Annotated in this window: 19 protein-coding genes; 6 read left to right on the top strand and 13 right to left on the bottom strand. The window is 55.3% G+C overall.

Annotated elements, in window-relative coordinates; translation table 11 throughout:
- Nucleotides 1–42: 42 nt before the first annotated feature.
- The 5 genes from RID21_RS06095 to RID21_RS06075 all read right to left on the bottom strand — a co-directional run bounded on the left by RID21_RS06095 (nucleotide 43) and on the right by RID21_RS06075 (nucleotide 9,888).
- Nucleotides 43–2,679, bottom strand: coding sequence for a DUF1592 domain-containing protein (locus tag RID21_RS06095; RefSeq protein WP_350187744.1), 2,637 nt, complete (start codon nucleotides 2,677–2,679; stop codon nucleotides 43–45).
- 243 nt (nucleotides 2,680–2,922) lie between these two features.
- Nucleotides 2,923–6,219 carry an efflux RND transporter permease subunit gene (locus RID21_RS06090; RefSeq protein WP_350187742.1) on the bottom strand — a complete coding sequence of 1,099 codons (3,297 nt, stop codon included), beginning with the start codon at nucleotides 6,217–6,219 and terminating at the stop codon, nucleotides 2,923–2,925.
- A 69-nt stretch (nucleotides 6,220–6,288) separates the two neighbouring features.
- The gene (locus RID21_RS06085) at nucleotides 6,289–7,470 is read right to left on the bottom strand and encodes an efflux RND transporter periplasmic adaptor subunit (protein WP_350187741.1); all 1,182 of its coding nucleotides are present in this window, start codon (nucleotides 7,468–7,470) and stop codon (nucleotides 6,289–6,291) included.
- A gap of 187 nt (nucleotides 7,471–7,657) precedes the next feature.
- On the bottom strand, nucleotides 7,658–9,019 hold the full coding sequence (locus tag RID21_RS06080; RefSeq protein ID WP_350187739.1) for a DUF1501 domain-containing protein: 1,362 nt from the start codon (nucleotides 9,017–9,019) through the stop codon (nucleotides 7,658–7,660).
- Nucleotides 9,020–9,213: 194 nt separating this feature from the next.
- Nucleotides 9,214–9,888 (bottom strand): LamG-like jellyroll fold domain-containing protein, encoded by a 675-nt coding sequence (locus RID21_RS06075; RefSeq protein WP_350187772.1) that lies wholly within the window; start codon nucleotides 9,886–9,888, stop codon nucleotides 9,214–9,216.
- Nucleotides 9,889–10,338: 450 nt separating this feature from the next.
- Here RID21_RS06075 and RID21_RS06070 point away from each other — a divergent pair, with 450 nt between their 5' ends.
- The 4 genes from RID21_RS06070 to RID21_RS06055 all read left to right on the top strand — a co-directional run bounded on the left by RID21_RS06070 (nucleotide 10,339) and on the right by RID21_RS06055 (nucleotide 16,868).
- Nucleotides 10,339–11,925 carry a carboxypeptidase regulatory-like domain-containing protein gene (locus RID21_RS06070; RefSeq protein WP_350187737.1) on the top strand — a complete coding sequence of 529 codons (1,587 nt, stop codon included), beginning with the start codon at nucleotides 10,339–10,341 and terminating at the stop codon, nucleotides 11,923–11,925.
- A gap of 146 nt (nucleotides 11,926–12,071) precedes the next feature.
- Nucleotides 12,072–12,572, top strand: a complete 501-nt coding sequence (locus RID21_RS06065) for a hypothetical protein (RefSeq protein ID WP_350187735.1) — start codon at nucleotides 12,072–12,074, stop codon at nucleotides 12,570–12,572.
- Nucleotides 12,573–12,860: 288 nt separating this feature from the next.
- Nucleotides 12,861–15,440: a DUF1553 domain-containing protein gene (locus RID21_RS06060; RefSeq protein WP_350187733.1), complete on the top strand. Its 2,580-nt coding sequence runs from the start codon at nucleotides 12,861–12,863 to the stop codon at nucleotides 15,438–15,440.
- Between the two features lie 51 nt (nucleotides 15,441–15,491).
- A complete protein-coding gene (locus RID21_RS06055; RefSeq protein ID WP_350187731.1) occupies nucleotides 15,492–16,868 on the top strand; it encodes a DUF1501 domain-containing protein in 1,377 nt (458 codons plus the stop codon).
- 33 nt (nucleotides 16,869–16,901) lie between these two features.
- On the opposite strand, the gene RID21_RS06050 is transcribed toward RID21_RS06055, so the two are convergent.
- The 4 genes from RID21_RS06050 to RID21_RS06035 form a co-directional block, all read right to left on the bottom strand.
- Entirely contained in the window at nucleotides 16,902–17,081 is a 180-nt protein-coding gene (locus RID21_RS06050; RefSeq protein WP_145038646.1) for a DUF6435 family protein, read from the bottom strand.
- Between the two features lie 125 nt (nucleotides 17,082–17,206).
- A complete protein-coding gene (locus RID21_RS06045) occupies nucleotides 17,207–17,482 on the bottom strand; it encodes a hypothetical protein (RefSeq protein WP_149336408.1) in 276 nt (91 codons plus the stop codon).
- Between the two features lie 817 nt (nucleotides 17,483–18,299).
- Complete coding sequence (locus tag RID21_RS06040; protein WP_350187729.1) at nucleotides 18,300–19,172, bottom strand: Ig-like domain-containing domain; 873 nt, start codon at nucleotides 19,170–19,172, stop codon at nucleotides 18,300–18,302.
- A 248-nt stretch (nucleotides 19,173–19,420) separates the two neighbouring features.
- Entirely contained in the window at nucleotides 19,421–20,182 is a 762-nt protein-coding gene (locus tag RID21_RS06035) for a hypothetical protein (protein WP_350187727.1), read from the bottom strand.
- 609 nt (nucleotides 20,183–20,791) lie between these two features.
- On the opposite strand from RID21_RS06035, the gene RID21_RS06030 reads away from it, so the two are divergent.
- Entirely contained in the window at nucleotides 20,792–21,304 is a 513-nt protein-coding gene (locus RID21_RS06030; protein ID WP_350187725.1) for an SMI1/KNR4 family protein, read from the top strand.
- A gap of 122 nt (nucleotides 21,305–21,426) precedes the next feature.
- Here RID21_RS06030 and RID21_RS06025 read toward each other — a convergent pair whose 3' ends face one another.
- The 3 genes from RID21_RS06025 to RID21_RS06015 all read right to left on the bottom strand — a co-directional run bounded on the left by RID21_RS06025 (nucleotide 21,427) and on the right by RID21_RS06015 (nucleotide 25,033).
- A complete protein-coding gene (locus tag RID21_RS06025) occupies nucleotides 21,427–22,446 on the bottom strand; it encodes a hypothetical protein (RefSeq protein ID WP_350187723.1) in 1,020 nt (339 codons plus the stop codon).
- Between the two features lie 223 nt (nucleotides 22,447–22,669).
- The gene (locus RID21_RS06020; protein WP_350187721.1) at nucleotides 22,670–23,812 is read right to left on the bottom strand and encodes an NPCBM/NEW2 domain-containing protein; all 1,143 of its coding nucleotides are present in this window, start codon (nucleotides 23,810–23,812) and stop codon (nucleotides 22,670–22,672) included.
- Nucleotides 23,813–23,881: 69 nt separating this feature from the next.
- Entirely contained in the window at nucleotides 23,882–25,033 is a 1,152-nt protein-coding gene (locus tag RID21_RS06015) for an NPCBM/NEW2 domain-containing protein (protein WP_350187719.1), read from the bottom strand.
- Between the two features lie 177 nt (nucleotides 25,034–25,210).
- Here RID21_RS06015 and RID21_RS06010 point away from each other — a divergent pair, with 177 nt between their 5' ends.
- On the top strand, nucleotides 25,211–25,738 hold the full coding sequence (locus RID21_RS06010; RefSeq protein WP_350187717.1) for a hypothetical protein: 528 nt from the start codon (nucleotides 25,211–25,213) through the stop codon (nucleotides 25,736–25,738).
- Between the two features lie 109 nt (nucleotides 25,739–25,847).
- On the opposite strand, the gene RID21_RS06005 is transcribed toward RID21_RS06010, so the two are convergent.
- The gene (locus tag RID21_RS06005; RefSeq protein ID WP_350187715.1) at nucleotides 25,848–26,120 is read right to left on the bottom strand and encodes a ferredoxin family protein; all 273 of its coding nucleotides are present in this window, start codon (nucleotides 26,118–26,120) and stop codon (nucleotides 25,848–25,850) included.
- Nucleotides 26,121–26,164 lie beyond the last annotated feature (44 nt).

Genomic DNA, 26,164 nt, shown 5'->3' with positions numbered 1-26,164 from the left:
GATCAGGACACCAGTAATTTCCAAACAAGAAGTTCCACCAGCTTAGTCACTCTGCCCCTCGGTACGCACTTTCTGCACCAGATCACTCATCACAATCGCGGTGAGCAGACTCGGATAAGTACCGCCCCCCTGCTGGGACGTTTCATGAATTTTTTGTACCGTCGACGCATCCGCAGGACCCAGCGGGCGCCCCAGCGAAAACTGCGTCAGCTTCCAGGTGATCGTTTCACGCACTCGCTCGCTTTCGGCCAGCAGATCCATCAACTCCGCGGGCGTGCTGAATGCCACCGGTTTCGCCGTCCCCGGAACCAGGATTTCTCCATCGCTCCGCAGTCGGTTCTTATATTCATCGATCTCGTGAAACGCACCGATGCCATCATACTTCTCCAGCCCGAACGCCAGCGGCTCGAACCGGGTATGACAGCCCGCACACGCCTCGTTGGCCATCCGCTTTTCGGCGATCATCCTTTGTGACTGTCCCGGTCGCGAAGGCACCGGTGTGGTATCCACGCCCGGCGGCGGTGCACCGATCACGCCACGCAGCAGATCTTTCAAAACAAACAGCCCGCGGGTCACCATCGAAGCGTCATCCCCACCCATCGTGAGAATACTCCCCTGCGTCAGCAAGCCGCCCCGCGCGGGAACCTTCGACAGATCGTACCGCTGCAGCCCCTGGCCCTGCGGTGTCAAACCGTAATGTCGGGCCAGTTGAGGCGTCGCGAAGGTCACCTGGGCATTGAACAGATCAGACAACGGTCGGTTCTCCCTCCAGGCAATCTCCTTGAAGAACGCCAGTGTCTCCTCACGCATATCCAGCCCCAGTTGCGGATCCCATTCCGGGAACCGCAACTCGTTGGGTCGCATGTTGGCCAGCCGATCCAGGTTCAGCCAGTCCGAAACAAACTGAGCCGAGCGATCCACCGCACGCGGATCTTTCAGCATCCGCGCCACCTGTTTCCGACAGACATCCTCATCGGTCAGCTTCCCTGCCTGCGCCGCCTTGAGCAGTTCCTCATCGGGAGGTCCCCCCCAGATGATATAACTCAATCGCGATGCCAGTTCAAAGTTACCTGCGGTAAACGCCGCCCCGTCCCCTCGTTGCGATTCAATCCGATAGATAAACCGAGGTGACTGCAGCATCGCTTCCAGGATCAGAGAGACTCCCTCTTCATAGGTGCCTCCAGCGCTGGCCACGGTCGTCGCGATCCCGCTGAAGTTCGTAATCTCACGCTCGTCCAGCGGACCGCGGAACAGCCGCTGTCCCATCGCCCCCACGAACTTTCGCATCGTGGCATCCGTATTCAGACTCCGCGAACTGGAAAACTGCCGCGCGAACTTCAGGACGTCCATCCGCTGCACAATCAGTTCCGCCAGCCGGGCATACGCCTGCACATGCTTGAGGTCCACATTCAGATTGTACGCGGTATTGCTGAAACCATCGGCCCGCAAATCAGGTGGCAGCAGTTCGTAGGCCTCCTGGCTGATATCCACGCCCACCGTGCTTTTGACTGTTTCGATGTATTCCGGAATCGTCAGCCGCTGCACCCAGATCTCCTGCGCACTGCTGTTCCCGTTATAGATGGCGGGATCGATCATGTTCACTGACCAGTGGGCGCCGCCATTCAACCATTCTTTGAGCAACGCTTTCTCAGCCGGCTTGAGGGGCGTATTTCCGGGCGGCATATCACCCGAGACGATCTGTTCCCACAGCAGACTTTTCTCCGCTGACCCCGGCACGATGATTTTTCCGCTCTCCCCACCCGCGAAGGCCGTCGCTTTGTGCGAGAGGTCCAGTCCCCCTTTCCGGCTGGCGGCGTCATGACATTCGAGGCAGTTCTGTGCCAGCAGCGGTGCGACTTTCGTTTCAAACAGCTTTCTCTGCTTCGCCTGGGCCAGCGCCAACAGATCCTGCTCGGAAGGTTTCCCCTTTTCTCCCGCGCGATAATTCTGCTCGACTTCCGCTTTGGTCAGCGCCCGACTGTAAACGGCGACCAGAAACAGATCCCCCTGCCAGGGACGATCGCCGGTCGCTTCATTGGCCAGTGTCAGTGAGAAGGACTGATCCCAGTTGGACAGGTTCCCCCGAATTCGTTTCTCGGCCTGCAACTTTCCATTTACATATAGCAGTGCCCTTCCCGCTGGGTCGCGGGTATAGACCACATGCGTCAGCCGTGGCTGGGCCAGTCGATCCGGAGACGTCATGGAAGGCATACCGTTCCCGCTGGTGGACGTCGTCCGTAAACGCACATCATAGCGTCTGCCCTCCTGACCCAGTGTCAGATTACGCTGATTCGGATCTCGCGACAGTGAAACAATCCGCGCGGGTCCCTTCTGCCGATCGTGGGCCGGTTTCAACCAGGCCTCGACGGTGCATGCATTCGCCCGGCGAAGTGCTTTGATGAGTTTGCCGGCTGGCTCTGCTGACTGAATCCGGGCCGACCCCTTGACGGTCAATACTCCCTCCTGCCACTTGATCTCTGACGGATTCTTAATGTTCAGATTCAGCGGTTCCCCGACCTCCGAACGATCCTGAATCAGATCTCCCTGGCCCGCTTCAAACGTGTACAGGACCTGCAGATCACGGGTCACCCGCAAACCCTCAGCAGCCTGCAAACGGCTTTCAACAGATAACAGTGCCAGACACAACAACACAACGACGGTATTCATGGTAGAGCGCATGGTTGTCATATTCCTGTTCCAGAGTGACTGCAGTGGTCGTAACCAGCCTGAGCCTGCTCTTTAAGGGAAATCGGGGAAGACGTGCTTTGCCAGACAGGACGGGATAGAGACATCGATGTTTCCTCTTCACAAACCATTCCTTTGGCGGGAGACATCACTTAAGCATTTTTAGGCTACTGCCATCTCTGCGGGAAGTCAATAAGTAAGTCCGATTCTCGCGACGGCTGACCTGTCACCCACGCTTCAAGTCTGCTCTGTGCTCGTCGGTGCGGGTTCGGGAGGTGGAATATGCGCTGCCAGCACATGCACGGGCGGAACTTCATGTGGCACACTGTGCGCGGGCGCAGCTGGCTTCTTCTTCTCGTTGCCGGTCCACTTCATAAACAGGGCCGAGAGATCATCGAAGAACGTATACAGCACGGGAATCGCCAGCAGGGTCAGCAGCAGTGATAGTGTCTGCCCCCCTACCGCCAGCACTGCGATAGACCGCCGTTCTTCTGCACCGGGACCGGTGGCAATCAACAGCGGAATCAGACCCGCTACGAACGAGAGGGTCGTCATCAGAATCGGTCGCAGACGATCGCGGTTCGCCTGCAGGATCGCCTGGTAACGGGGGAAGCCCTGCTCCTGCAGTGCATTCGTATGATCGATCTGCAGAATCGCCGCCTTTTTCACCACGCCGAACAGCACCAGAATCCCCAGGGCCGAGTACAGGTTCAGCGTCTCGCCTCCCCAGTGCAGACTCAACAGACCAAAGGGAACCGCCAATGGCAGCGAAAGCAGAATCACCATCGGATGCACCAGGTTCTCGAATTGGGCCGCCAGCACGATATACATGAAGACGAACGACAGCACCATCGTCCAGCCAAAGTCCGAGAGCGTGCGTTCCAGTTCGCGGCCGCCCCCCAGCACCATCGTATTGTAGCCATCCGGAATTCCGATCTCTTCCGCAGCCGCTTTCATCGCCTCGATTCCGTCGCCCAAGGCATAGCCCGGCGCCAGGTTCGCCCGCACGGCGACCATCTTCTGACGGTTCAACCGGTCAATACGCGAAGCAGCCGTGTTGTATTCAAAGTTGACCACGTTATCGATCCGCGCCAGCCGCGATCCGGTTTGTGCCGAGGAGGAAGTAACGTCCCCCGTCGCCTGCGGACTGGTCCGCACATATAACTGGGAAACCGACTGGATATCCCCCCGGTCCAGTCCGACCAGTCGCAGCTCGACATCATAAGCGTCGTCCACACTCCGGTCGCGGTATCGGGAAACACGATCATCTCCGCCGACTGCAACTCGCAGCGTATCGGCAATCTCCCGCACATCAATGCCCAGAGCAGCCGCCCGTTCGCGATCGATGCGGGCCAGCAGTTCTGGATTATCGATCTGCAGCGTGGAATAGACGTCCACGATACCCGGAATCGTTTTCACCTTCTCCCGCAGCTTGTTACTGAACTCCAGCAGACCGTCGATATCCGGTCCGGTAATCGAAAAGTCGATATCCACCGGCGCCCCCTGTCGGAGTGAAGTCAGGTTTCGCACCGAGATGCGGGTATCGGGAATCTGTTTCAGTTTCTTGCGGATCTCCGACATCTTCTCGCGCTGGGTGAAATTGCCCCGAAACGCCGCGGTCAGGTCGGCGTGCATGAGTCCGGCGAAGAAACGATCAAACGAAAACGTACGCGTCTCGCTGTCGGTCAGCCGCACGAAGAAACTCGCCCGGTTCACATCGCCGAAGCCTCCGGACCCCACCGTCAGCAGAATCGTTTTCACTCCCTCCGTATCGGTCAGGATCGTCTCGGCCCGCTCAATCAGATCATTCATCGACTGCAGCGTCGCCCCCTGCCGGGCCTCGAGACGAATTTCAAACTCGGACTCATCCACGTTGAGCGGAATATAATCCTGCTTCACCAGCTGATACAGCGGATAGTTACTGCAGATCACCGCGATGGAAACCGCCAGTACCAGCCAGCGAAACCGCAACGACTGTTTCAGCGTCCAGAGATAAGAGGTTTCCACCAGGTGATAGAATCCCGAACGGGAACTCGGTCCGTTCGGACTGGGCGTCTCTGCCTTGAGCAGCTTGCTGCACATCATCGGTGTCAGGGAGAAACTGACAAGCATCGAAACCAGAATCGCCACCGTCGCCGTCAATCCGAACTGGAACAGCAGTCGCCCGGTGACGCTCGACAGAAACGACACCGGCAGAAAGACGATCACTAGTGAAATGGTAGTCGCCAGCACCGCCAGGCCGATTTCCTTGGTTCCGTAAATCGCGGCGTCATGGGGAGTCATCCCCCGCTCTTCGATGCAGTGGAACACGTTCTCCAGCACCACAATCGCATCATCAATCACCACCCCCACCATCAGCACCAGCGCCAGCATGGTCACATTGTTTAAGGTGAAGCCAAACAGTTTCATGAAGGCAAACGTGGAAATGATCGAAGCGGGAATCGCCACCGAAGCAATCACCGTAGAACGCCAGGATCGCATAAACAACAGCACGGTAATACAGGCCAGAATACTTCCGGAGACCAGGTGCTTTTCCAGCTCGTGTAGTGCCGTCACGATATAGCGGGACTGATCCTGCACCACGCTGACCGTCACGTCATCGGGCAGCAGTTCCTGGCTGCGAGGCAGCATCTTTTTAATGCCTTCCACTACCGCAACCGTATTTTCTCCCGACTGTTTCTGAATCGTCAACACGACTGCCGGCGCCTGATTGAGTCGCGCAATCGTGCGGACTTCCTTGGTATCGTCGCTCACTGTTCCCAAATCGGCCAGTCGGACTGGAGTGCCATTGATCGTATCGACCACCAGATTCGGAAAATTGCTCGCATCGGCAATGCGGCCCATTGTCCGCAGGGACCGCTCGCGGAAGCCCTGGTCCAGGCGTCCCCCGGGAACTTCGGTATTCTGTCGCACCAGTGCATCCCGGATCTGCAGGATCGACATCTGGTAAGCCGCCAGCCGGTCTGCGTCAATATCCACCTTCACCGCCCGATCCGCGGCCCCCGCGATCTGAACCTCACCCACTCCGGGAGACGATTCAATCACGTTCTTCACGTAGCGATCTGCAAACAGATACAGCTCCCGCGAAGTGCGTGGCCCTGAAACGGCCAGCGTCATGATCGGCGACGATTCCAGATCCCGTTTCTGTACGATTGGCGGATCGATATTGGGAGGCAACAGATTCATCGCCCCCGAAACCGCGTCCCGCACGTCCTGCGTCGCAGCGTCGACGTTCCGGTTCAGATTGAAGGTGATGATCACAAACGAGCGACCGTCGCGCGAGATCGAACGCAGTTCCTCGATGCCCGCCACGGTTGCGACCGCATCTTCCAGCACCGCGCTGACTTCCGATTCGACTTCCTGAGACGCCGCCCCGGGATAGTTCGTCCGGATATAAATCGACGGCATGTCCATGTTGGGAAAACGATCGACGCCCAGCTCCGGAAAGGCCACAAGACCGGCGACCACTAATGCGGTAATCAGCATCAGCGCAAACACGGGCCTTTTGACACAGACTTCGGCTAACCAGTACAAAATCGATTCCCTTTACATCAGGCTGCGGCGACTTTCTTCACAAGACGGATCAGGCAGACCCGTCGGCAATTATGTTTTGGCTTTGGTCTGCTCGGCAGCCGAGGGTTGTGGCTCCACGGCAGACAGTGTTCCGGGACGCCCTTCCTTCGCGGTACGCAGAATGACGTCACCCGGCTGCAGTCCTTCTAAAATTCGGATCTGATCACCGCGTCGTTCTCCCAGCAGGACTTCCTGCATCTTCACGGTGCCATCCACGGCCTTCCAGACTTTTTCCGTTCCCGCAAATTGCACGACCGACGAGACCGGCACGACAATCGCTTTCTGATCGGGGTCGACGATGATCCGTCCTTCGGCAAACAGGCCGGCCCGCAATTCCCGATCCGGGTTCTCGACCAGCGACTCAAACAGTAATGAACGGCTCAACTGATCCAGGAACGGACTGATGCGGGTCACTTTAGAAGTCCGCTGTGGTACCGATTCAATTTTCAATTCGATCGGCTGACCGATTTCAAGCTGGGTCGAGAGACGCTCGGGCACCGTTCCCCGGTAGCGGAGCTGATCAATCCGTACCAGCACCAGCAGTGGATCACCCATGCGAATGTAACTCCCGGGGGCAACCAGGCGTTTCTGCACGACAGCCGGGTACGTGGCTTTCAGTTCGGTGTTCTTCAAGTCTTCCCGTGCCAGATCCAGTTGCGTCTGTTGCACGGTGATATTAGCCATTTTCTCGCGGACCCCGTTCAAAGCGGAGGCATAGCGGGCCTGGGCCACCTGTTCGAACGACACGACCTGATCGAATTCGGCCTGGCCCATCACATTCTGTTTATACAGCGTCTTGGCTCGTTCCAGGTTCGCGGTCGCCTCATCCCACTCGGCTTTCTTCTCACGGGCCGGGGGCGAATTTTCAGGCACCAGTTTTTCAAGCGGATCTCCCGGTTTTAACCCGACTGCCGAACGAACCGCCGCCAGTTGTGCCTCTGCCTGCTTGACGCGGAGTTTGAAATCTTCCTGGTCGATCGTAATCAATGGATCACCGACCTCAACAACATCTCCAAGATCAACGTGTACTTCGGAAACACGGCCTTCCACCTTGATCCCCAGCGTCGCCTCTTCGTCAGGAAACAGACTCCCCTGGCTGCGGATAATACGTGGCCAGGTCTGTTCGGCGACGGTCAGTGTTTCCACATTCAAGACCGGTAGTGTCTCCCCGGCTTTTTTAGTGGGGGCTGGTTGATTTGATTCGCATCCCATCAAAAACAGGATGCACAGAAGGCTGAGCAGGCAGGAACCTGGTGGACGGCATCGGATGACATTCATAAGTTCATTATATAATCGATTATCGCTATGTCGAGTATTTTCAGCCGGGAATCGGGGTCCAGTTATGCGGGTTATACCGCCCGATGATTCTTGCATGAGCGCTCTCTCAGAAGGACGTCGGTTAGCCAAACAGCTCGGAAACCGGTTCCCCGGTGTCGAGCAGAGGCATCGGGCGATCCAGGCGATCGCGGAGAATAACACGCTGGGGATCGATGCCCAGATGCCGATAAATGGTCGCCGCAACATCCTGCGGGCCCACCGGCCGTTCGACGACATCTTCACCGCGGCTGCTGGAACGGCCGATGATCTGCCCCATCCGCATTCCGCCACAGCCCATCATTACACTGAAGGTTCGCCCCCAGTGGTCGCGTCCTGCATGCTGGTTAATTCGCGGCGTGCGTCCAAATTCACCCATCGCCACCACCAGTGTCTTCTCATACAGACCGCGGTCGATCAGATCGCGAATCAATCCCGAGATCGCGGCGTCCAGAGGCGGTATCAGCTTGCGGGCTCCTTCTTCAGTGCGAAGACGTCCCGCGGAACCGTGATGATCCCAGGGGACACAGTTGACGGTCACAAATGTCGAACCATGTTCTACCAGACGCCGCGCCAGGAGCGCACTTTGTCCAAACGTATGTCGGCCGTAGCTGTCGCGAACCGCCGCCGGTTCGTCTTCAATATCAAACGCAGAGCGAACGCCTTTCGAATACAGCAGATCAAAGGCTTTCTGCTGGTGTTCGTCGAGGTCGCGAATCAGCTTCTCGTGTCGACGCGGCAGCTGGTCGAGCGAACTCAACAGTTCCTGCCGGTTCTTCAATCGATCGACCGTCAGGCCGCGGGCCAGGGTCAGGTTCTGCACGCTGAAGCTGGAAGTATTCGGATCGGAATTGACAATAAACGGATCAAAGCCGCCGCCAATGTACGAGGAATAATGAAACAGATTATCCGTCCCCCCACGGAGATGAGGTACTCCCACATAAGGGGGCATGCCTTCCAGCCGGGCACCACGCAGGAACGAAGCCGCGGAGCCAATCGAAGGACGTCGCTGCACCCGATTGTCGGGCGCATTGAAGGCAGGACCTTCAAAGCCGGTCAGCATCCAGTGATTTCCCTTGGTATGATCGCCGGTCCCGTGATTCACGGTTCGCAGCACAGCCAGGTGCTCGGCCAGTTTCGCCTGTCCCGGCATCAGTTCGCTGAACTGCACTCCCGACAGACTGGTCGCGATTGGCTGAAAGGGTCCCCGGTATTCTGCAGGTGCTTCGGGCTTGGGATCCCAGGTCTCCATATGCCCCGGACCGCCGCTCAACCAGAACAGGATCACGCTGGTGTCCTGTTGCTTCGACGAAACGGCCCCTTCCGCTTTGAGCTTCAGCAGATCCGCCAGGCACAAACCGCCTGCTCCCAATGCGCCCGCCTGCACGAAATTGCGACGTGTGATTCCGGAACAGTCGGTCATGCTGCGGGACGATCGTTGGTTCATGGAGGGACTCGCGGGATAACAGGAATGAGACTCACAACTTCAACCGTACATAAGCGCGGCTTGATTTGTTAATTATCGTCAGAAATTCACTGCGGGTCAAGAACGGACTCGCCCGGAATCCGGGGATGCCCCCAAAACAAGGGGCGACTTTCCCCGAGAATCCCTCTCACCGGAACCGGTTCATCCAGCCTGACTTACGACTTCTCACCACGGGAGTAAATCTTGACGTCATCCACCACTGCCTTGCGAGGCACTGCCAGTCGCAGCAGCCGCTTGGTCGGATGGGCCATCCCCTCAGAGGCAAAAGAGCCGACCTGTTTCCCGTCGATGGAAACAGTCAGCTTGTCCCCTTCCACATTCACCAGCAGGTCATACCACTTGCCGGTCTCCAGTTTGAGCGGGGACCGTTTGGTTTTGGTCTTGAGCAGTTCCTTATGTTCCGCAGACAGAGTGCCCGCTTTCCGCTGATCGCGAATTTTCAGATCCATGTTGCCGGTCTTGAGGTCGGTGATCATCAGATTTTTAGGGCTGATCTTAGCCACAAACAGATGGCCGGCGTGTACCGGTTTGTATTTGAGATCCGCGAAATTGAGTCCCAGGCTGTCTTTGGGATCTTCCAGCATGAACCGCAGGGCAACCGCACCATTCTTGAATTCGGCAGGATGCGTCACCGAAACGGCGTGGTCGGCTGTTTCATGAATGTAGATATACATCGCCCCGTCACGCAGGTCGACCTGTTTATTCCCCTTTGCCCGGCTGCGACTGTTCGTCCCCCAGCCTTTACCGATCTCATCTTTCTGCTCCTGTGATTCACTCCGTTCGAAATCATCTTCGAAAATCAACGTCCCCCGTTCATCGGCCCAGACCAGCGAAGAACAGAACAGGACAAATACAGCTGCAGCAAATTGGAATGATTTCACAGACGGATCCCTTTCAATGTAAGCATGGAAAAACGGACGATCTCTACCAGAACGACCGCTGGTCAGGCGGATAACCATGAGACCTCGATTATACCTGACAACCTCAGACTTGTCTCGCATCCAATCATCACGAACCCGGGAATTTAAAAGGGGATAGACCGACGTCAGACAGTACAGGCAAGAATAACATAGAAAAACAGGGCTTCGAGGGATATAATTCCCCCACACCGGGGAGATCTGCACAACGAACTCTGTTTCCAACTGAAATCCCTGACTCCCCCCTTCCCCCTGTCGGAATTGCAGCCGCCTCTGATTGTGGGTCGAATTCAGGTCGGCGGCTTTCGCTATCCCCGTAAGCGGCTCGCCTGGCATCAAATATTCACGCGGATGAGATACTCCATGGCACAATGGTGGCAGTACATCCTGGATCTGATCAGCGGCGGACCACAGGCTTCGATTATCGAGACAGTGCTCCGCGGGGCGCTGATTTTCTGCATTCTCTTCGTGACCATCGACTGGCTGACTCTCTGGGGCACCCGCTGGGGTAATCGACACTCCATGTCCAAGTCGTTTTACCTTTCCCTGCTGATCCACTTCTGCCTGGGTCTCGGCTGGGTCACCGTGGTCGAAAACTCGCCGGCCCAGCCGGAACCGATCGTTAAATCAGATCCCATCGCGATTCGACAGATCAGCAACGACAACACGGAACCAACGCCCTCCGATTCATCAACGTTGAACGATGCCCGACTCTGGCAGGAAAGCATCACGCCACTCAAACCGGAACGGAATCGAACCGAGCGGGACCGCCTCTCCGCGGACACCGTCTCGCTCCCCCGACAGATCGAACCAGACCAGGAGACTAGTCTGCTCGCAGATAATATGGCGATCTCTCCGCACACCTCGGCAGTAAGCAAGTTGCCCCAGGCCGAGCGGGCACAAACCGAATCTTCCAAGCAGCACTCGACTCCCGCACCCGACGTTTCATCTTCCCCGCAAGATCTTCCCAGCGCAGAGGCCCGTCCCGAATCGCGGCCGAAAACATTTTCTCGGGCAGAGACCGCTCGGTCTCCACGTCCCCTCTCCGCAACAGGAACTGTGGAACGACAACCACTGCAGCGTCCCTCGATGAAAACGGACCAGGGTCAGCCCGGACCGGTCTCACCTTCCATTACCGATCTCAGTTCTGCTTCTGAAAAACTGACTCTTCCCGCAGGCAAGCATCTGGCGGCGCGGACTCCGTTGACGAACCTGCGCAAATCAACGCCAGCCCCCATGTCCGCGCCCCAGGTTGAACGCCCCGCTGCGATGCAGCCGGATGACCTCCTCCGCGGGGTTGTCCGCGATTCCCAGACAGGACGACCGCTGGCAGCCACGACGATTCGCGTCGACCTGCCCGATGGCCGATCCCTCGTAGCGCGAACGTCCCAGCAAGGCACCTATGAACTGAAACTTTCAGAGACGCCCGATAATGTCGCAGTCAGCGCCGCCCGACCGGGTTACCTGCCCCAGTCGCAGAACCTGAGAGTGACCGGATCGAGTGGGAAACCCCGCCGCCTCGATTTTACACTGCGTGCCAAAACGGAGCGCGTGATTGCCATCGAAGAGAACCCCGTCGTCCATCATCTCGGCGATGATCAATTCGAAGGAAAAGTCAACAGCCAGTTCCAGCGTCCCACCGCAGGCGCAACCTACCGGGTCCGGTTCGAAATTTCAGCCCGACAGTATCCGAATGGAATTCCCCGGGCTGCCATCACCCTCATGGCCAAAGGCATTCAGTGCCGACCTCAGATCCACATCAACGGTCACCTGCTGACCGAAGGACTGAAACCCTCTCCCGACGACGGCTCCTTCGACCGACTGGTTCTCCCCTGCAATCCGAACTGGCTGCGTCTTGGCGAGAATGAAATCACCATCACCTCCGTCAAATGCCTGAAAGACCTCGACGATTTCGAATTCGTCAATCTCCTCATCTGGTTTGCACCATAGTCATACAAGTAACCGCGGAAATTCTGATTTCCCCGGAATAAACCGGGCAGCAACTCTCTCTAAAGAGTAGTGCCTGTAAACAGACTTGTTCATGACCTGCATACAATTCGTGGTTCTCCCACAGCGACGCTGTCAGGAATTCGCCCATGGCTCGTATCCGCTTTGCTCATATCGTCTTTGTTGTTCTTACACTACCCGTGCTGATGGCAGGCACTGCCCTGGCGCTGTTTTTCCCGCTGCTCATCTTTCGTCCCCCCATCCTTGGAGACGCCGCGATACCCATGGGGCCCGAAATCGAGATTCCGGATTCACGCTACTATCTCCGTCTCTATGGTGGCCCTGCCCCAGAAGAGACCTATTTCTATGGACTCTTTGCTGACGCCCCCTTTCAAAGCTATCAAACGCGCACACTCGGTCCGCTCAACATCAACGTCGAAACCGTACCCTCCGTGGAAATAGAGGACAAAGGCGTCTACCGCATTACATGGGGCACAGGTCCCAATGCCCCTTTCACCATCATTGATGTCAAACACAGAAAATACATTGAAGACTCCAACCCCGACAATGCACGCAACGAGCCATTCCAACTGGACCACCAGGAAAACAGAGACTGCCCGGAATTCGACTCGCAAAAGAACGACTCCTGAAGCATGATTTTCGTGTCATTCGAGCATTTCGTGGTAGAAAAAACAGTCTAATTTGCCTCCATTTTGCGGAAAACACTCCTTTTCGCGGTCATTTTTTCGATTTTCCCTCGAAATCGTGACGACATTATGGACAACTGGATCCAAATATTTATAATAAATATTGGTGAGACTGCCGGAAGTGCTGACCGGCAGCCTCATCACAATGCGAAATCCCACCTGAAAAGTGGTCTGCTTCCATGTCGGCAGCCCACTTCAAGCCCACCACAGACATGACGAAAGGCGGCGATGATGAACCGTTGGTTGATTTGTCTCGTTTCGACACTCACACTGGCCGTGTCTGCTTTTCCGGCCTCGGCAGCCACGCCCTCTAGTAAGGGCCAGCAGCTGTTCGAATCCAAAATCGAACCGGTGCTCGTCAAGTACTGCTACGAATGCCATTCCAAAACAGGCGAGAGTATCGAAGGCGGCCTGGAACTCGATTCCCCTTCCGGCATGCTGCGCGGCGGCGATACCGGACCGATGATCAAACCCCACGATAGGGAACACAGTTCTCTGTTACGCATGCTGCGTCATGAGGACGGCGTCTCAGGCATGCCCCCCGAAGAAAAACTCTCGGACGAGGTCATCAACGCGTTCGAAGCCTGGATCAAACTCGGCTGCCCCGATACCCGCCAAGAGACCGGCCCCACACTCAAAGAGCAGCGCTACCAGGAAGCTCAAAATCACTGGGCCTTCGTACCGCCCCGCAAAGTCGCGCCCCCTGCCGTCAATCAGACCGAATGGCCCCGCGACGCGGTCATCGATGGCTTCACCCTCTCCGTCATGGAACAGAAAGGCGTCAAGCCGGTCGAAGATGCCAGCCGCCTGACGCTGGTCCGCCGCGTCTACTTTGATCTGATCGGCCTCCCCCCCACTCCCGAGCAGATCGACGCCTTCCTGCAGGACAAATCACCCAACGCCCTCGCGAAGCTCGTTGACGACTTGCTCGCATCCCCCCAGTTCGGCGAACGCTGGGGACGTCACTGGCTGGACGTCGTCCGTTTCGCAGAATCGAGCGGCATGGAGTTCAACTTCACCTACCCCCATGCCTGGCCCTACCGCAACTACGTCATCGACTCCTTTAACCAGGATAAACCCTACGATGTCTTCCTGCGGGAACAGATCGCCGGAGACCTGCTGCCGGCCCAACCCCATGAATCTCCCGAAGCGATCGAAGCCCGCAACATCGCCCCCAGTATCCTCTCTTTCGGTCCCAAACGGCATAACTCCGGCGGAACGGAATTCCGTATGGATATCGTCGACGATCAGATCAACACCGTCTGCCGGGCCACGCTGGCGCTGACTGTCTCCTGTGCCCGCTGTCACGATCACAAGTTCGATCCGATTCCCACCGCCGACTATTATTCCCTGGCAGGGATCTTCCTCAGCACCGAACCGATGTACGGCACGATCAAGCAGAAATACAGCAACACCCCCACCGATCTGCTCCCCCTTGGCGAGAACGGACCAGCCCTGCACGCTGCTGCCGAAGCCTATGAGAAACAGCTGCAGGAAACGGAAAAGAAACTGACCACACAGACGGCAGCCCTGAAAAAAGCACAGGACTCCCAGAAACTGGCCGCGTCTGCACATCAGAAGTACGAACAACTGGTCGCCACCACCGTCGTCGATCCCAAGAATCCCAATGCCCTCCAGGGACCATCCCAGGCCGACGTCGATCGGAAAAAAGCGGAACTCGAGAAAGCCAACGCGCAGGTGACTCAGCTGACCACCGAAGTCACCAAGCTGAAAACCAAAATCGCCGAACTCAAAAAGAATCCCGCCCCACGGCCGCAGTACGCGATGACCGCCCGGGACCGCAAGAAACCCGCCGACACTTACATCGCCGTGCGGGGCGACTTCCGCGAAAAAGGGGACGTCGTTCCCCGCGGCTTCCTGAGTGCCATCCAGATCGACAACACGCCGCAGATCCCCGCCGGCCATAGCGGACGTCTGGAACTGGCCCAATGGATCACCAGTGAGCAGAACCCGCTCACCGCCCGCGTGATGGTCAATCGCATCTGGTACCATCTCTTCGGACGCGGTCTGGTGCCCACTGTCGACAACTTCGGCCTGATTGGCAAACAACCCAGTCATCCGGAACTGCTCGACGACCTGGCCCTTAAGTTCATGCAGGAAGGCTGGTCCACCAAATGCATGATCCGCCAGATCGTGCTCAGCCGCACCTACCAGTTGAGCAGCACACCCGACACGGCCAACCTGGAAATCGATCCGGAGAACCATCTGCTCTGGCGGGCCACACCCCGTCGTCTCGAAGCTGAAGCGATCCGCGATGCGATTCTCACTGTCAGCGGACAACTCATCCTTGACCGTCCCCACGGCTCGACTGTGACGCCACTGGGCGACAAGCTGGCCCGCAGCATTCCCCTGGAAAAACTGCAACCACCCAGCAATCAGCGCAGCGTCTACCTGCCGGTCGTCCGCGATTACGTCCCCGAACTGTTTGACCTGTTCGACTTCCCCTCCCCCAGTCTGGTGAGCGGAACCCGGGCCGTCACGAACGTCCCCGCACAGGCCCTCTACCTGCGGAATTCACAGTTCATCACCGATCAGGCCCAACACGCCGCCCGCAGACTGCTGGCTGACAAACAGCTGAAAGACGATGCCGCCCGGGTCGACCTGGCCATGCGGCGCGCCCTGGGTCGCACACCCACACCAGAGGAACGCGCGGGGGCCCTGCAACTGGTACAGCAGGTTCGTGAGTCCAGCGATCCCCAAAGTAAAACCGTTGAAGTCGACGCCTGGGCCGCCTGGTTCCAGACCCTGTTCATGACCGCGGAATTCCGGTTCCTGGTCGATGCCCGTTAAATCCTCCCTCCCCACTCCTTCCTGGAAAACACATTGAGGAGATCACCTCCGATGAAACACGAAACAGATAATACACAACTGTCACGACGTCAATGGCTCAAAGCGGCCAGCTGCAGTGTCGGCGGACTCGCTTTGACCGGGCTCGCTCCACAAGCCAGCCAGGCCGGTCTGCTCTCTCCCCGCATCGCCCACTTCCCCCCCAAAGCGAAGCGAGTCATCTTCCTGTTCATCAACGGCGGCCCCTCGCAGTTTGAATCATTCGATTACAAGCCCGAGCTCAAAGCCAACGGCGGTAAGAAGGGCCAGAACAAGGGGAAACTACTGGCCCCGCTGTACGACTTCGCACAGCACGGCGAAAGCGGCATGTGGATCTCGGAAGCCTTCCCGCATCTGGCAAAACAGGCCGACGAACTCTGCATGCTCAACGGGATGACCGGCCCCAGTCGCGCCCATCCCATCGCGATCCCCATGCTGCATACCGGCGAGTTCAAATTCCAGCGGCCCTCCATGGGCGCCTGGGTGCTCTACGGACTGGGCACCGAAAACCAGAACCTGCCCGGCTTCTTCACCATCAAGCCGACCCGCACCTTCGGCGGTCCCGCGAATTACGGCAGCGCCTTTCTCCCCAGTACCTTCCAGGCCACGCGGCTCGGCTGGTCCGGTCAATCCATCCAGACCGCGTCCATCAGCAACCTGCAGTCACAGCACGGCCTGGCCGCCAACCCGGAACGCACTGCCCTGGCCCTCGCGCAGAAAATGAATGAGGACCTGCTGGGCCAGACCGCCGACGTCCGCGGCGTGATCGACTCGCTCAACCTCAGCGAACAGATGCGCGATGCCGTTCCCGAAGTCATGGACCTCAGCCGCGAGTCGAAAGCCACGCTCGACATGTACGGCGTCGACGAGAAATCCACCGACGACTTCGCTCGCCAGTGCCTGCTGGCCCGTCGTCTGAGTGAAGCCGGCGTCCGCTTTGTGGAAGTCAGCACCACCGGCTGGGATCACCACAGCGGTCTCGACAAATTCAAATCGAAAGCCGAGACGATCGACAAACCGATCGCCGCCCTGCTGGCCGATCTCAAACAGCGCGGCCTGCTGGATGAAACGCTGGTCCTCTGGAGTGGCGAATTCGGACGCCAGCCCGAAACTCAAATCCTTTCCGGCAAAGAGACCCTGGGCCGCGATCACAACTCCACGGGCTACACCGCCTGGCTCGCCGGTGGCGGCACGAAAGGAGGACTGACCCACGGTGCCACCGATGCCCTGGGGTATAAAACGGTCGAGGGAGAAGTCCACCTGCACGATCTGCACGCGACCATGCTGCACCTGCTCGGCCTGGATCACAAGAAGCTCGTCTACCGCTTCGGCGGCCGCGATTTCCGCCTGACCAACATCTACGGCAACGTGGTCCAGGAAATTATCGCTTGAGCCACACGTTGACCAGTCACCCCGCGTGGCTGGTCAACCGACCTGCTGTGCTGTCAGGCGATCAATTTCCTGCAGGATCTCTTCCGACTCAGCAACCAGGCTGGCATACCCCTGAATGTCACCATTCCGCTGCGCATCACGGGCCTGCTCCATTTTTTTCGCGTAAGCCTGTTCCAGCTTTTTCCGGGGATCACGTCGCAACCAGCCAAACATATCCAGCTCCTGAAAATCGGTTTTTGTGTCTAGGTATGAGGACTATAGCCGTCCCCTCCCATCTGACAACGGTCCGATTTTCGGCTTACGTTACTTCCTCCGTAACCGAAAAGGTCCACATGCGCTTATCTCATTTCAGGCATCAGTTCGAGAATCTCGCTCTCCAGCTCTTCCAACACGCGGTAACTGACCGGCTCCTGTTTCAAAGATTTGATGTCAATTTTGGCGGGTAAGGCTGACTCAATCGAGGGGGCAAATGACGAGAGATCATCGACCAGGTGATTGAAATTGGACGCCGTCACAATATCGACCGGCTCCTGCTTCTGCTGTTCGGGCAACTCTCTTAACGTAGAAAAATAGACTTGCGTACGCAGTCTTAATACCTGGAAGTGGGGATCCACAATCAAACTCCGCTGAATAAAAAATAAAACAAAATAATCAGGTAATATTAAAAAAATCGTTATCGAATAGAATCCTGATCAGGGTGCGATGATTTTCTTCACACCACTCAATGAACTGCTGAAGCGTCTCTTGATCATCACTACTAAAACTCGACCGATCCAGTGCCACCTGAGAATCTGATGAAGAGTCTGGTGACTGTACCGGCTCCCTCTGCCCCGTCAGCTCAATCAAATCCGATCTGAGGGCCTGGAAAAATTCCCGGTCCCGCGCGCTGTTCGAATTTAAAACCGCGATGGTCGGAGTTTCCTGCTGGTCAACCCGGATCAGAGACTGCAGATGTTCTCCCAGATGTGCTCGATAGATTCGCAATAAATGCACATAGTCGCCGGGTATCGGGAACAGATGAGGCTTCTTTCCCGGAGCAGTATTTCCATGTAGAATGAGCTGAATCTGGTGCATTATGAATCAGGATAGAACAGACAGTTGTTTAATTTGTGAGCGAAATGAATGGTGATACGTTGACTACGAAATACGGGGCAGATAGATTTCCGCCCCCTACTCGCAAGAAATGATCTGCATAGTATTTGTCTGCTCTTTCAAAGATTTAATGGGGAAATTCCCCCATTAAAAAAATATTCTGCAATGTTGAGACTCAATTGCGCAGAAAATGAAATGTGAGGACTGTTTTCTGCTTCTGTCTCGTTCCCCCGTTCTGGATTAGAGAGTCCATTCTCCGCTTTAGCAGCGAGTCATGGACTCATCCAAGTTCACACATATCAGACTGATCCATTCAATAAAACGAATCTTAGTCTCAGCTCATTCAGATCGTGTTTTGAACACGAGCAGATAAGGAATCGCGGGGTTATTTTCGGTATCGCGAAAACTGTTAAAGCGTCCCCGATTGAACCATAGCACGTACGTCTTGTCCGGTTCCAGGTCGACGGGAATCACGCACGTGCGTTTGTCATCCAGGTAGTGTATTCCCTTGCCTACCTTGGGAAAGTGTTCCGACGAGATCTGCACGACGGCCCACATCCGTTCGGTGATCATGTCCTTGCTGAAGGTAACCGCTATTTCTTTCAACCCCGGATCAACATCGGTACTCCCCGCCTGGGGCACCGTCTTGACCACGGAAGGAGGCAGCGCTGCCAACGTAATTTCCTGAGAGCCGCCTCGCTCTGCATACGAACTGCTGGCCGATGCCTGCGTCGCCCACTGTTTGCTGTCATCGCTGCCCACCAGTTGGACTGCATCAATTTCATTCCAGCCTTTGACGCGTCGGGTATCGAGATAGATCTTGAGCGACCTGGAAACCACTTTCGCATCGGCGCTCACTTCAAAAACGGTCGGCGCCGGCTTGATTGTTTCCTGCCCTTCCCAGATCACGACTTCTTTTCCCCCCTCGTCAATCGCCGTCAATTTACTGACTGCACCGGGATTAAAGTTCTCATAGATCCGCACCGCTTTTACTTCAACAGGCGTCTTGTACTCCAGCTGAAGCCACTCGGCTCCTTTATCCTGCGCCAGTGTAGCCCAGGCGGTCTTCTGATCACCGGCCTTAAGTGCGTTCGGTTCCCCCGTGGCCTGCAGAGGAGACCAGCCGGGAGCGGAAGCAGCAACCCCAGCCGTCGGATCAACCAGGACTAAGCAACCCAGAAACAACATGTGAAAGAAGAATGTTCTCTGCATCAGTATCCATCCTTTAATTTCCAGAACCGAATCCTGCAGACGCACCGTCAATACATTCGTATACGTCACTCGAGTTTACTGTATCGCAGCGGAATTGGATTGCAATGCGAAAATGGAAGAATGCGATTCCACTGATGAATCAGGCAGGGAAACGAGCACGAAATACGCCAGGTTGTCGCCAAAACACAGGCATAAACAAAGCCACGCTGTTCAAAGCGTGGCTCGGAGAAGAATGGATCACAGGCCGCTCAGCGATTTTCCACATCGCCGAACAATTTGATGGCTGCGTCTCGATCCGTGGTATAGACGACCATGTCCTGCGCGGGAATCGTCGTTTTCCAGGACTCACCCGCTTCATCGAGGAATTCATGAATGACAAGGCTGGGAGTGATGCTGTGTGAAACGACCACGTGCAACAGGCGTCGCTCTTTACCATCCTGCAGCAAGACGTTTTCAAATTGACGTGCTTCAAAACGGATTGTGTCGACCTGGGCAGACCTGGGATCGAACGTGGTGATAACCCTCGATTCATTCGCTTTCAACGGCTGATCCAACATCAGCCGGTCTGCATAAGCCGGACCTTTCACATCAGCTGGAATCTGTCTTACTTTGGAGACCGTCTGGCCATTCGTCCCAGTCTGAATTCGCACTTGACCATCGGTCACACGTCCCTGTTTGAGAACATTGACCAGCGGCGGATTCTGTGCCTGGTAACGATACCCCAGCACTTTGCCATCGACTGTTTCATCCGTCTGTATCGTCACTCTGGCACGACCGTCGGCAGGATTCCCGGAAGCGCTTACCACAGAAGTATGCGAATTTACGACGACCTGTTTCCCGTCCCGGTTCACGGTTTCAACCGCATCGTGAACGTAGCCCACGTTTTTGCCCCGGAGATAAATCGCCCGCCATTGCTCACGCGCGACAGGCCGATTTCCCTGTTGGGCCTCTGCGATACAGGCGACAGTCAAAGCGGCGAATGTAAATACAATAATCAGACAACGAGACATGTGAGGACCTCCTGATGGGTCGTAATAAAGGGAACTCAAAGTCGGTAACAGTTTTGCCATCAGTAAAAGGGACCGCCTTCACCAGCCTCCAGTCATCCGGAAAGCACAGCCACTTTGTGCAATCCCCCAGTCTTACCCTGCCTGTTCCCATCATATCCCCCAGACTCCGACTCCGCAATAACCTGTAAACAAATATTTACCCAGCCTCGTAACAACGTTCCGCGGCGCCTCGGATCCAGAAACCAAACTCGCAATTACAGGAATTACAGGATAGTGAAACTCACCCTGTCAGACAAAGCTTGTTAAATTGAAGGAGATCCTCTTCCAGATACCACCTGAGACCAGTCAGGAAAATCACTTGTGATTCACAGAATCGAAACCACGTCGGCTATGTATGATCCCTTCGCTGCTCAATGATCGCTATCAGACTGTCGTTGCACTCATCCCTTTGATCATCGCGGGGCTGGGTCTGAGAATCATGGCTGTTCTCTGATTCTGGTCCCCGATCTGCCAGCTTGTATCAGTCGACACGTATTTCGTCATCGTTTAACAAGTGAGAATCCAGGTTTCTATCCGCATGAATTCCTTACGAAATGGAGAACCCAATTCGTGGTTATCAAAATAGCAAAAACTCGTGCTGCTTCTGCAAACGACCTGTTCGTATTAGAAAAGACGCTTGGTGTTAAATTACCAGACAGCTTCCGAGATTTTCTAAAAGAATATGATGGTGCTGAACCGGAATCTAATCTTTTTGAGATTAATGAGTCCAACAATTCTGGAGTGAATGAATTCATTCCGGCTCAATTGATTCTCAAAGAAAGAGCGTTGATCGAGAATCTTTCACCACAGGCATTTCCCTTTGCATTTGCTGAAGGCGGAAACTACGTCATTTTAGATTTGAGTGGTCGGGAGACGGTACTATTCTGGGATCATGAAACAGCTGAGTTTATTCATTTGTCAGACAGCTTCGAAAAGTTCCTTTCCGACCTTCAACCATTCAGCGTGGATGATGTTAAACTTGAGCCAGGCGATGTGGGAGAAGTCTGGATCGATCCAGACTTTTTAAGAGAGCACGCAGATCTCTTCGATGACTCAGAAGACGACCTGCAGAATAACGGATAACCCCGAGTGCAATTCGGGGCGCACCTCGAGCAGGATATTGACAGTGCAACAAATCTGGTTAGGTATAGCAGGCAGTATGCCTGTTCGATTAACGACCTTGATTTCGAAGGGAACCTGATACCTCAACCCACCACGTATCGCCGTGCACGCCCCACGGCAATATAAGGCCGTTCTTTTGACCGCAGACGTTCGGCCCGCCAGTGTGAGAACGTCGCATGATTGAGTAACGGCACCCCCAAAACATCCGCGAGCAGGCGCGCCACTGGAACCAGTTTCTGAAATTCCCCTGCCAGGTGCAGCAGGTTGGTGCGCTCAATACCTGATGCGGTAACCGGCCGCTCCCGCCAGACCAGGTTGAGTTCGATTTCCGCCCGCCCATGTTTATTGTCGTAGTCCTCGCCCTGATGATCGAGATCCTCGATCTTCAGCCAGGCGGCACAGAGCTGCACGGCAATCATCTGATCCACATCAAGCGAAATCGATTCGTCAGCACTCGTAATGACACAGGTCTTTTCCAGTTGATTGATTTCAACCGTGGCCAGTCCTTGCGGCGGATCACGAAACGCGCGACGGACAAACCACACATAGATCGCAACAGTCAGGCACAGGTCCAGGGTAATGAACGCCTTCCAGAACAGCGCCAGATCCGCGAACGTGGCATGCGTCCAGACCAGTGCAATCATCACCACTCCCGTAAACAGGGGCCACAAACAGCCAAACCAGAGCATCCTGCCATACGGATTGTCGCGCGGCTTGAGCACAATACCCGACGGTGTCTGCTCCAGTTCATGGGTGATCGCGCCGTTGGCGTAGGGACTGGCAATCAAGAGCGGCGTAAGGGGAACCTCAGGCAGCACCGCTTCAGTCGCGTGCAGGAATCGCCGGTTCGCCAGTTGATAAGGAAGCAACAGCAGCACGAGAAACGCGAAGAAAACAAAGCCCAGCCCGCAGCCGATGGTGAATATCGGATTGACATTCTGCGCGTTCGCCGCCACCAGCCAGCCGATCCCCAGCACCAGGGCCATCACCGCGATGATCCCCCGGGCCCACGCATGAGGCAGCCCCAGTCGCGATTTCATCACTGGCCAGTCGGAAACAGGCCTCTGCAGGTAATCGGTCGATGAAGTCTCCAAACTCTTCATAGCGGCGACCTCGTCTGAAGTGATTGAAGAAGTCTATGCAGGGACTGAAAACAACACGCTTTCCGGCTACAGTCAGTTTCAGTAAATAAACTGTACCATCCTTGAAACACGATCGTCCAGCAGAAACCAATTCAGCGAACCAAATTGTGTCTGGAAGACCGGTAAAAGATTTCAACGTCCATGCCAGCAATCCAGTTTTGATTACTGGCACCTTTACTTCTCCCTATTTCAGCACATGGGGATCCAGCCAGCCTGTGTGTGCGCCCCGATTAATTCCGCTCGTTTCAGTTCGAATTTCCAGTCGTTTTACGTTCCTGACTGAAACCTTACAGAACAATACGTCCTTTTGATCTTTCAGGGGCGATTTCCAGAGAACCCGATTATCTCCCAGCACCGTAAATGTGACGTTTCCGCCGAAAGGGTAGTCATCATCGAAAAAGGCGATGCCGGACACAAACGTCTTGTATTGTCCATCCAGCTGGTAAGACACACTCGCGGAACCTCGACTGGGTGGTACCATCCCCAGGCCTCTAGGGAACTCAATCTGATTGACGGTAATCATCCCCCCATTTCCCGGGTCTCCATTCTTTCCGAAAGGCCATCCGCCGTGCACGACATCTTTTTCCTGCATGTGAGTCAGGTATCGCAGGGGCATCTCGCTGAGCTTGTTCCCGATTGCGATTTGATCTGCCCCGATCATCCTGGTCCAGGCGCTGCTATACAGGTCATAGGCATGTCGTTCCAGTTCCTGTACGGTCAATCCCTTCTCCTGCTGTGCTAACTGATACCAGCCATCGGCGACCGCCGGCAGCTTTTCCACATTATCGGCAACCGCAATTTCCTGCTTCGCCAGAGTGCGATAGGCGGCATCATCTCCCCGGGACAGCCAGAACAGTCCCTCTTTCCAGTTGTTCAACTTGAGTGCGACAAACTTCCCATATAAAAAAGCCGCACTCGCGTCGTTCGGATCCTCTTTCAGTTTTTGATGATATTTTTCCACATCAATATACTCACGTGACAGCATCACACTGCGTTGTCTCAAACTGTTCGCCAGAGTAAAAGCGTGGTTACTGCCCGCTGATTTTCCAATTTTGACAGCCAGCGTCGCAATCTTCACCGCAGCAGTATAATCGCCCGCCTGAATCGCTGACTGACTGGCGTTGATCGCCTCAAACGCCATATCTTTCAGAGCCATTTTGGAAGGCGCTGCTTTTGCCTGCAGTAACAGCTGCCTGTATTTCTCAGAGAAATCAATGTTCGACGCAGGGGGAAATGCCAGTGCAACTTGACTCCCGCCTGAAACAGCCAGGAGACAAAACACAGCGACACACATCGGGAAGAGAAACTGACTTTTGAAAGCGAACATGATTCAATCCAATCTGGGTTACGCCTGCTGTCGATATCGGGTAATTATTTTAAGACGCGTCTATATGTTTTATTTCAGCACGTGCGGATCGAGCCAGACGGCATTCGCACCGTAGGCACCGCCCGGACATTCGGTGCGAATTTCCAGTCGGTTGATGTTCCTGACAGAAACCTTACAAAAGACCACATCACCTCGGCCTTGAATGGGTGGCGATTTCCAGAGAACTCTGTCATCTCCGATCACGTAAAAGATGACTTTCGAGCGAACCTCAGTCGGATGATCAAGCAAACCGACGCCGGTCACGAAGGTCTTGTATTGACCATTCAGCTGATATCGAACGCGTGCAAAACCATTAGCCGGCGGATGCAGACTGAGACCATTGGCATACTCAACCAGGTTGACAGTAAACAATCCATCCAGATATCCACTCTCTCCGTTTTTACCAAAGGGCTTCGGACCAGGCACAACATCTTCTTCCGGCATGTGATTCAGGTACCTGAGAGGCATCGCGCTTAACTTGTCATTCAGCAGATCGCGGTCTGTAGCGGGCGAGTCAGTCCAGACGCGGCCAAGTAAATCATACGCGTGCTGTTCCAGTTCCTGCCTGGTATTCCCTTTTTCCTGGTCTGCCAGCTGATACCAGCCATCAGCGACCGCCAGCAGCGCACCAGCATTGTTCGAGTTCGCCAGTTCCTGTTTCGCCAGAGCGCGATAGCCGGCATCATCTCCCCGGGCAAGCCATGCCAGCCCCTCTTTCCTGTTGTTCAACTTTAAGGCGACAAACTGGCCATATAAGAATGCCGCATGCGCATCGTCGGGGTCCTGTTGCAGAATCTGATGATACTTTTCTACATCGCGATATTCGCGCGCCAGGATCGCAGACCGTTGTTTTAAACTGGTTGCCAGGCTGGAGGCATGATTGTTCCCCGCCGATCTCCCGATTTTAAATGCGAGCGTCGCAATCTTCACTGCAGCAGTATAATCGCCCGCCTGAATCGCAGCCTGACTGGCGTTGATCGCTTCGAACGCCACCTCTTTCAGAGTTCCCGGAGAAGGCGCTGCTTTTGCCTGCAGTAACAGCTGCTTGTACTTCTCAGAAAAATCAAGGTTCTCCGCAGGAGGAAATGCCTGCAGAACCGGAATCCCACCTGCAGATATCAGGGTCAACCAGGCAATCACGCAAGCTGGTATGAGAATATGACGATTGATGGAAGAGAACATTTCTGAATCCGATCGATTGTGATAATAGAACGCCTGTGTAAAAATAAACAGAAATACAGTCCCCATCCTAAATGAAGCAGGCAGACTTTCCAAGGTTTCCATCAGTTTTCAACTGGGATTTATCAGCCAGTTTGAGCTGGAAGCAGCTTTTAAGAAGCGAATTCAGAAAGCAATCCGATGTTCCGTGATCGAAACATGTGCCAGCTTATGCTGAACCTGGCAATACTGGTCTGGGGCTGCAGACCGGCGTCTCCTGAACCACCCACCAATGAGACCTCCGCTGTGACAACGGGGACGCAGCCGAAATTGACCTCCCCCGCGGAAGTCACCTCTGCACTGGAAGCCCGCTGGTCGCTGGATGACATCAAAACATTTTGTATTCCAGAACGCCGCCACAATCCGATGTATCAAAACCTGGTCACCGACGTCGGGGAAACCTGGAAGGGAACGCTCTACGAAAATGTACCGACGGGCTTTGACTCAATCAGTTGGTATGGCACAGCAGTTGACGGTCATCTGCATGAATACTCATTAAACGTGAGCCGAGGTAATGACAGTTGGCTGCTGGAAATCGGCAACGTCGATTCATTCGCAAAACCACCCAATGTCTCTCCTGCCCCCTCACGACCAGGCTTTATTGGCAGCGCACCGCCGGAAAACCAGACCCCCGATAACGCTTTTGTTGCGCCTCTGAAACGGGAGTAATCTCTGTCATTCTGATTCCCGGGATCCTTCTCTGAACAGGTAAAACACATAGTTGAGAATAGCTCGACTGTTGATCTAAAGACGCTGTTAAACAGCAACTCTCCCCCCTTCACTTTAAAGGCGTTTTTTTCTCCGTGATCGCAGGAGTCTGAGTTACCATCTCGGCATTGAGCTGAATAAAACTCTGCCACTCCTCCGGGACATCATCTTCATAAAAAATCGCCTCCACGGGGCATTCCGCCCGGCACGCATCGCAGTCAATGCACTCCTCCGGATCGATGTAGAGCATCTGCTCCCCCTCGTGAAAGCAGTCGCAAGGGCAAGCGAGAACGCAGCTTGTATCTTTGCATCCCACACAGGGAGCGGTCACAACGAACGCCATTTCAGGTCCTTTCAAAATAAAATTCCGAACTTAGAGATACAGTC

The organism is Gimesia sp. (genome assembly GCF_040219335.1).
GTDB lineage: Bacteria > Planctomycetota > Planctomycetia > Planctomycetales > Planctomycetaceae > Gimesia.
The sequence above is the reverse complement of the archived record's forward strand: the minus strand, read 5'-3'. Positions and strand labels throughout refer to the sequence as shown.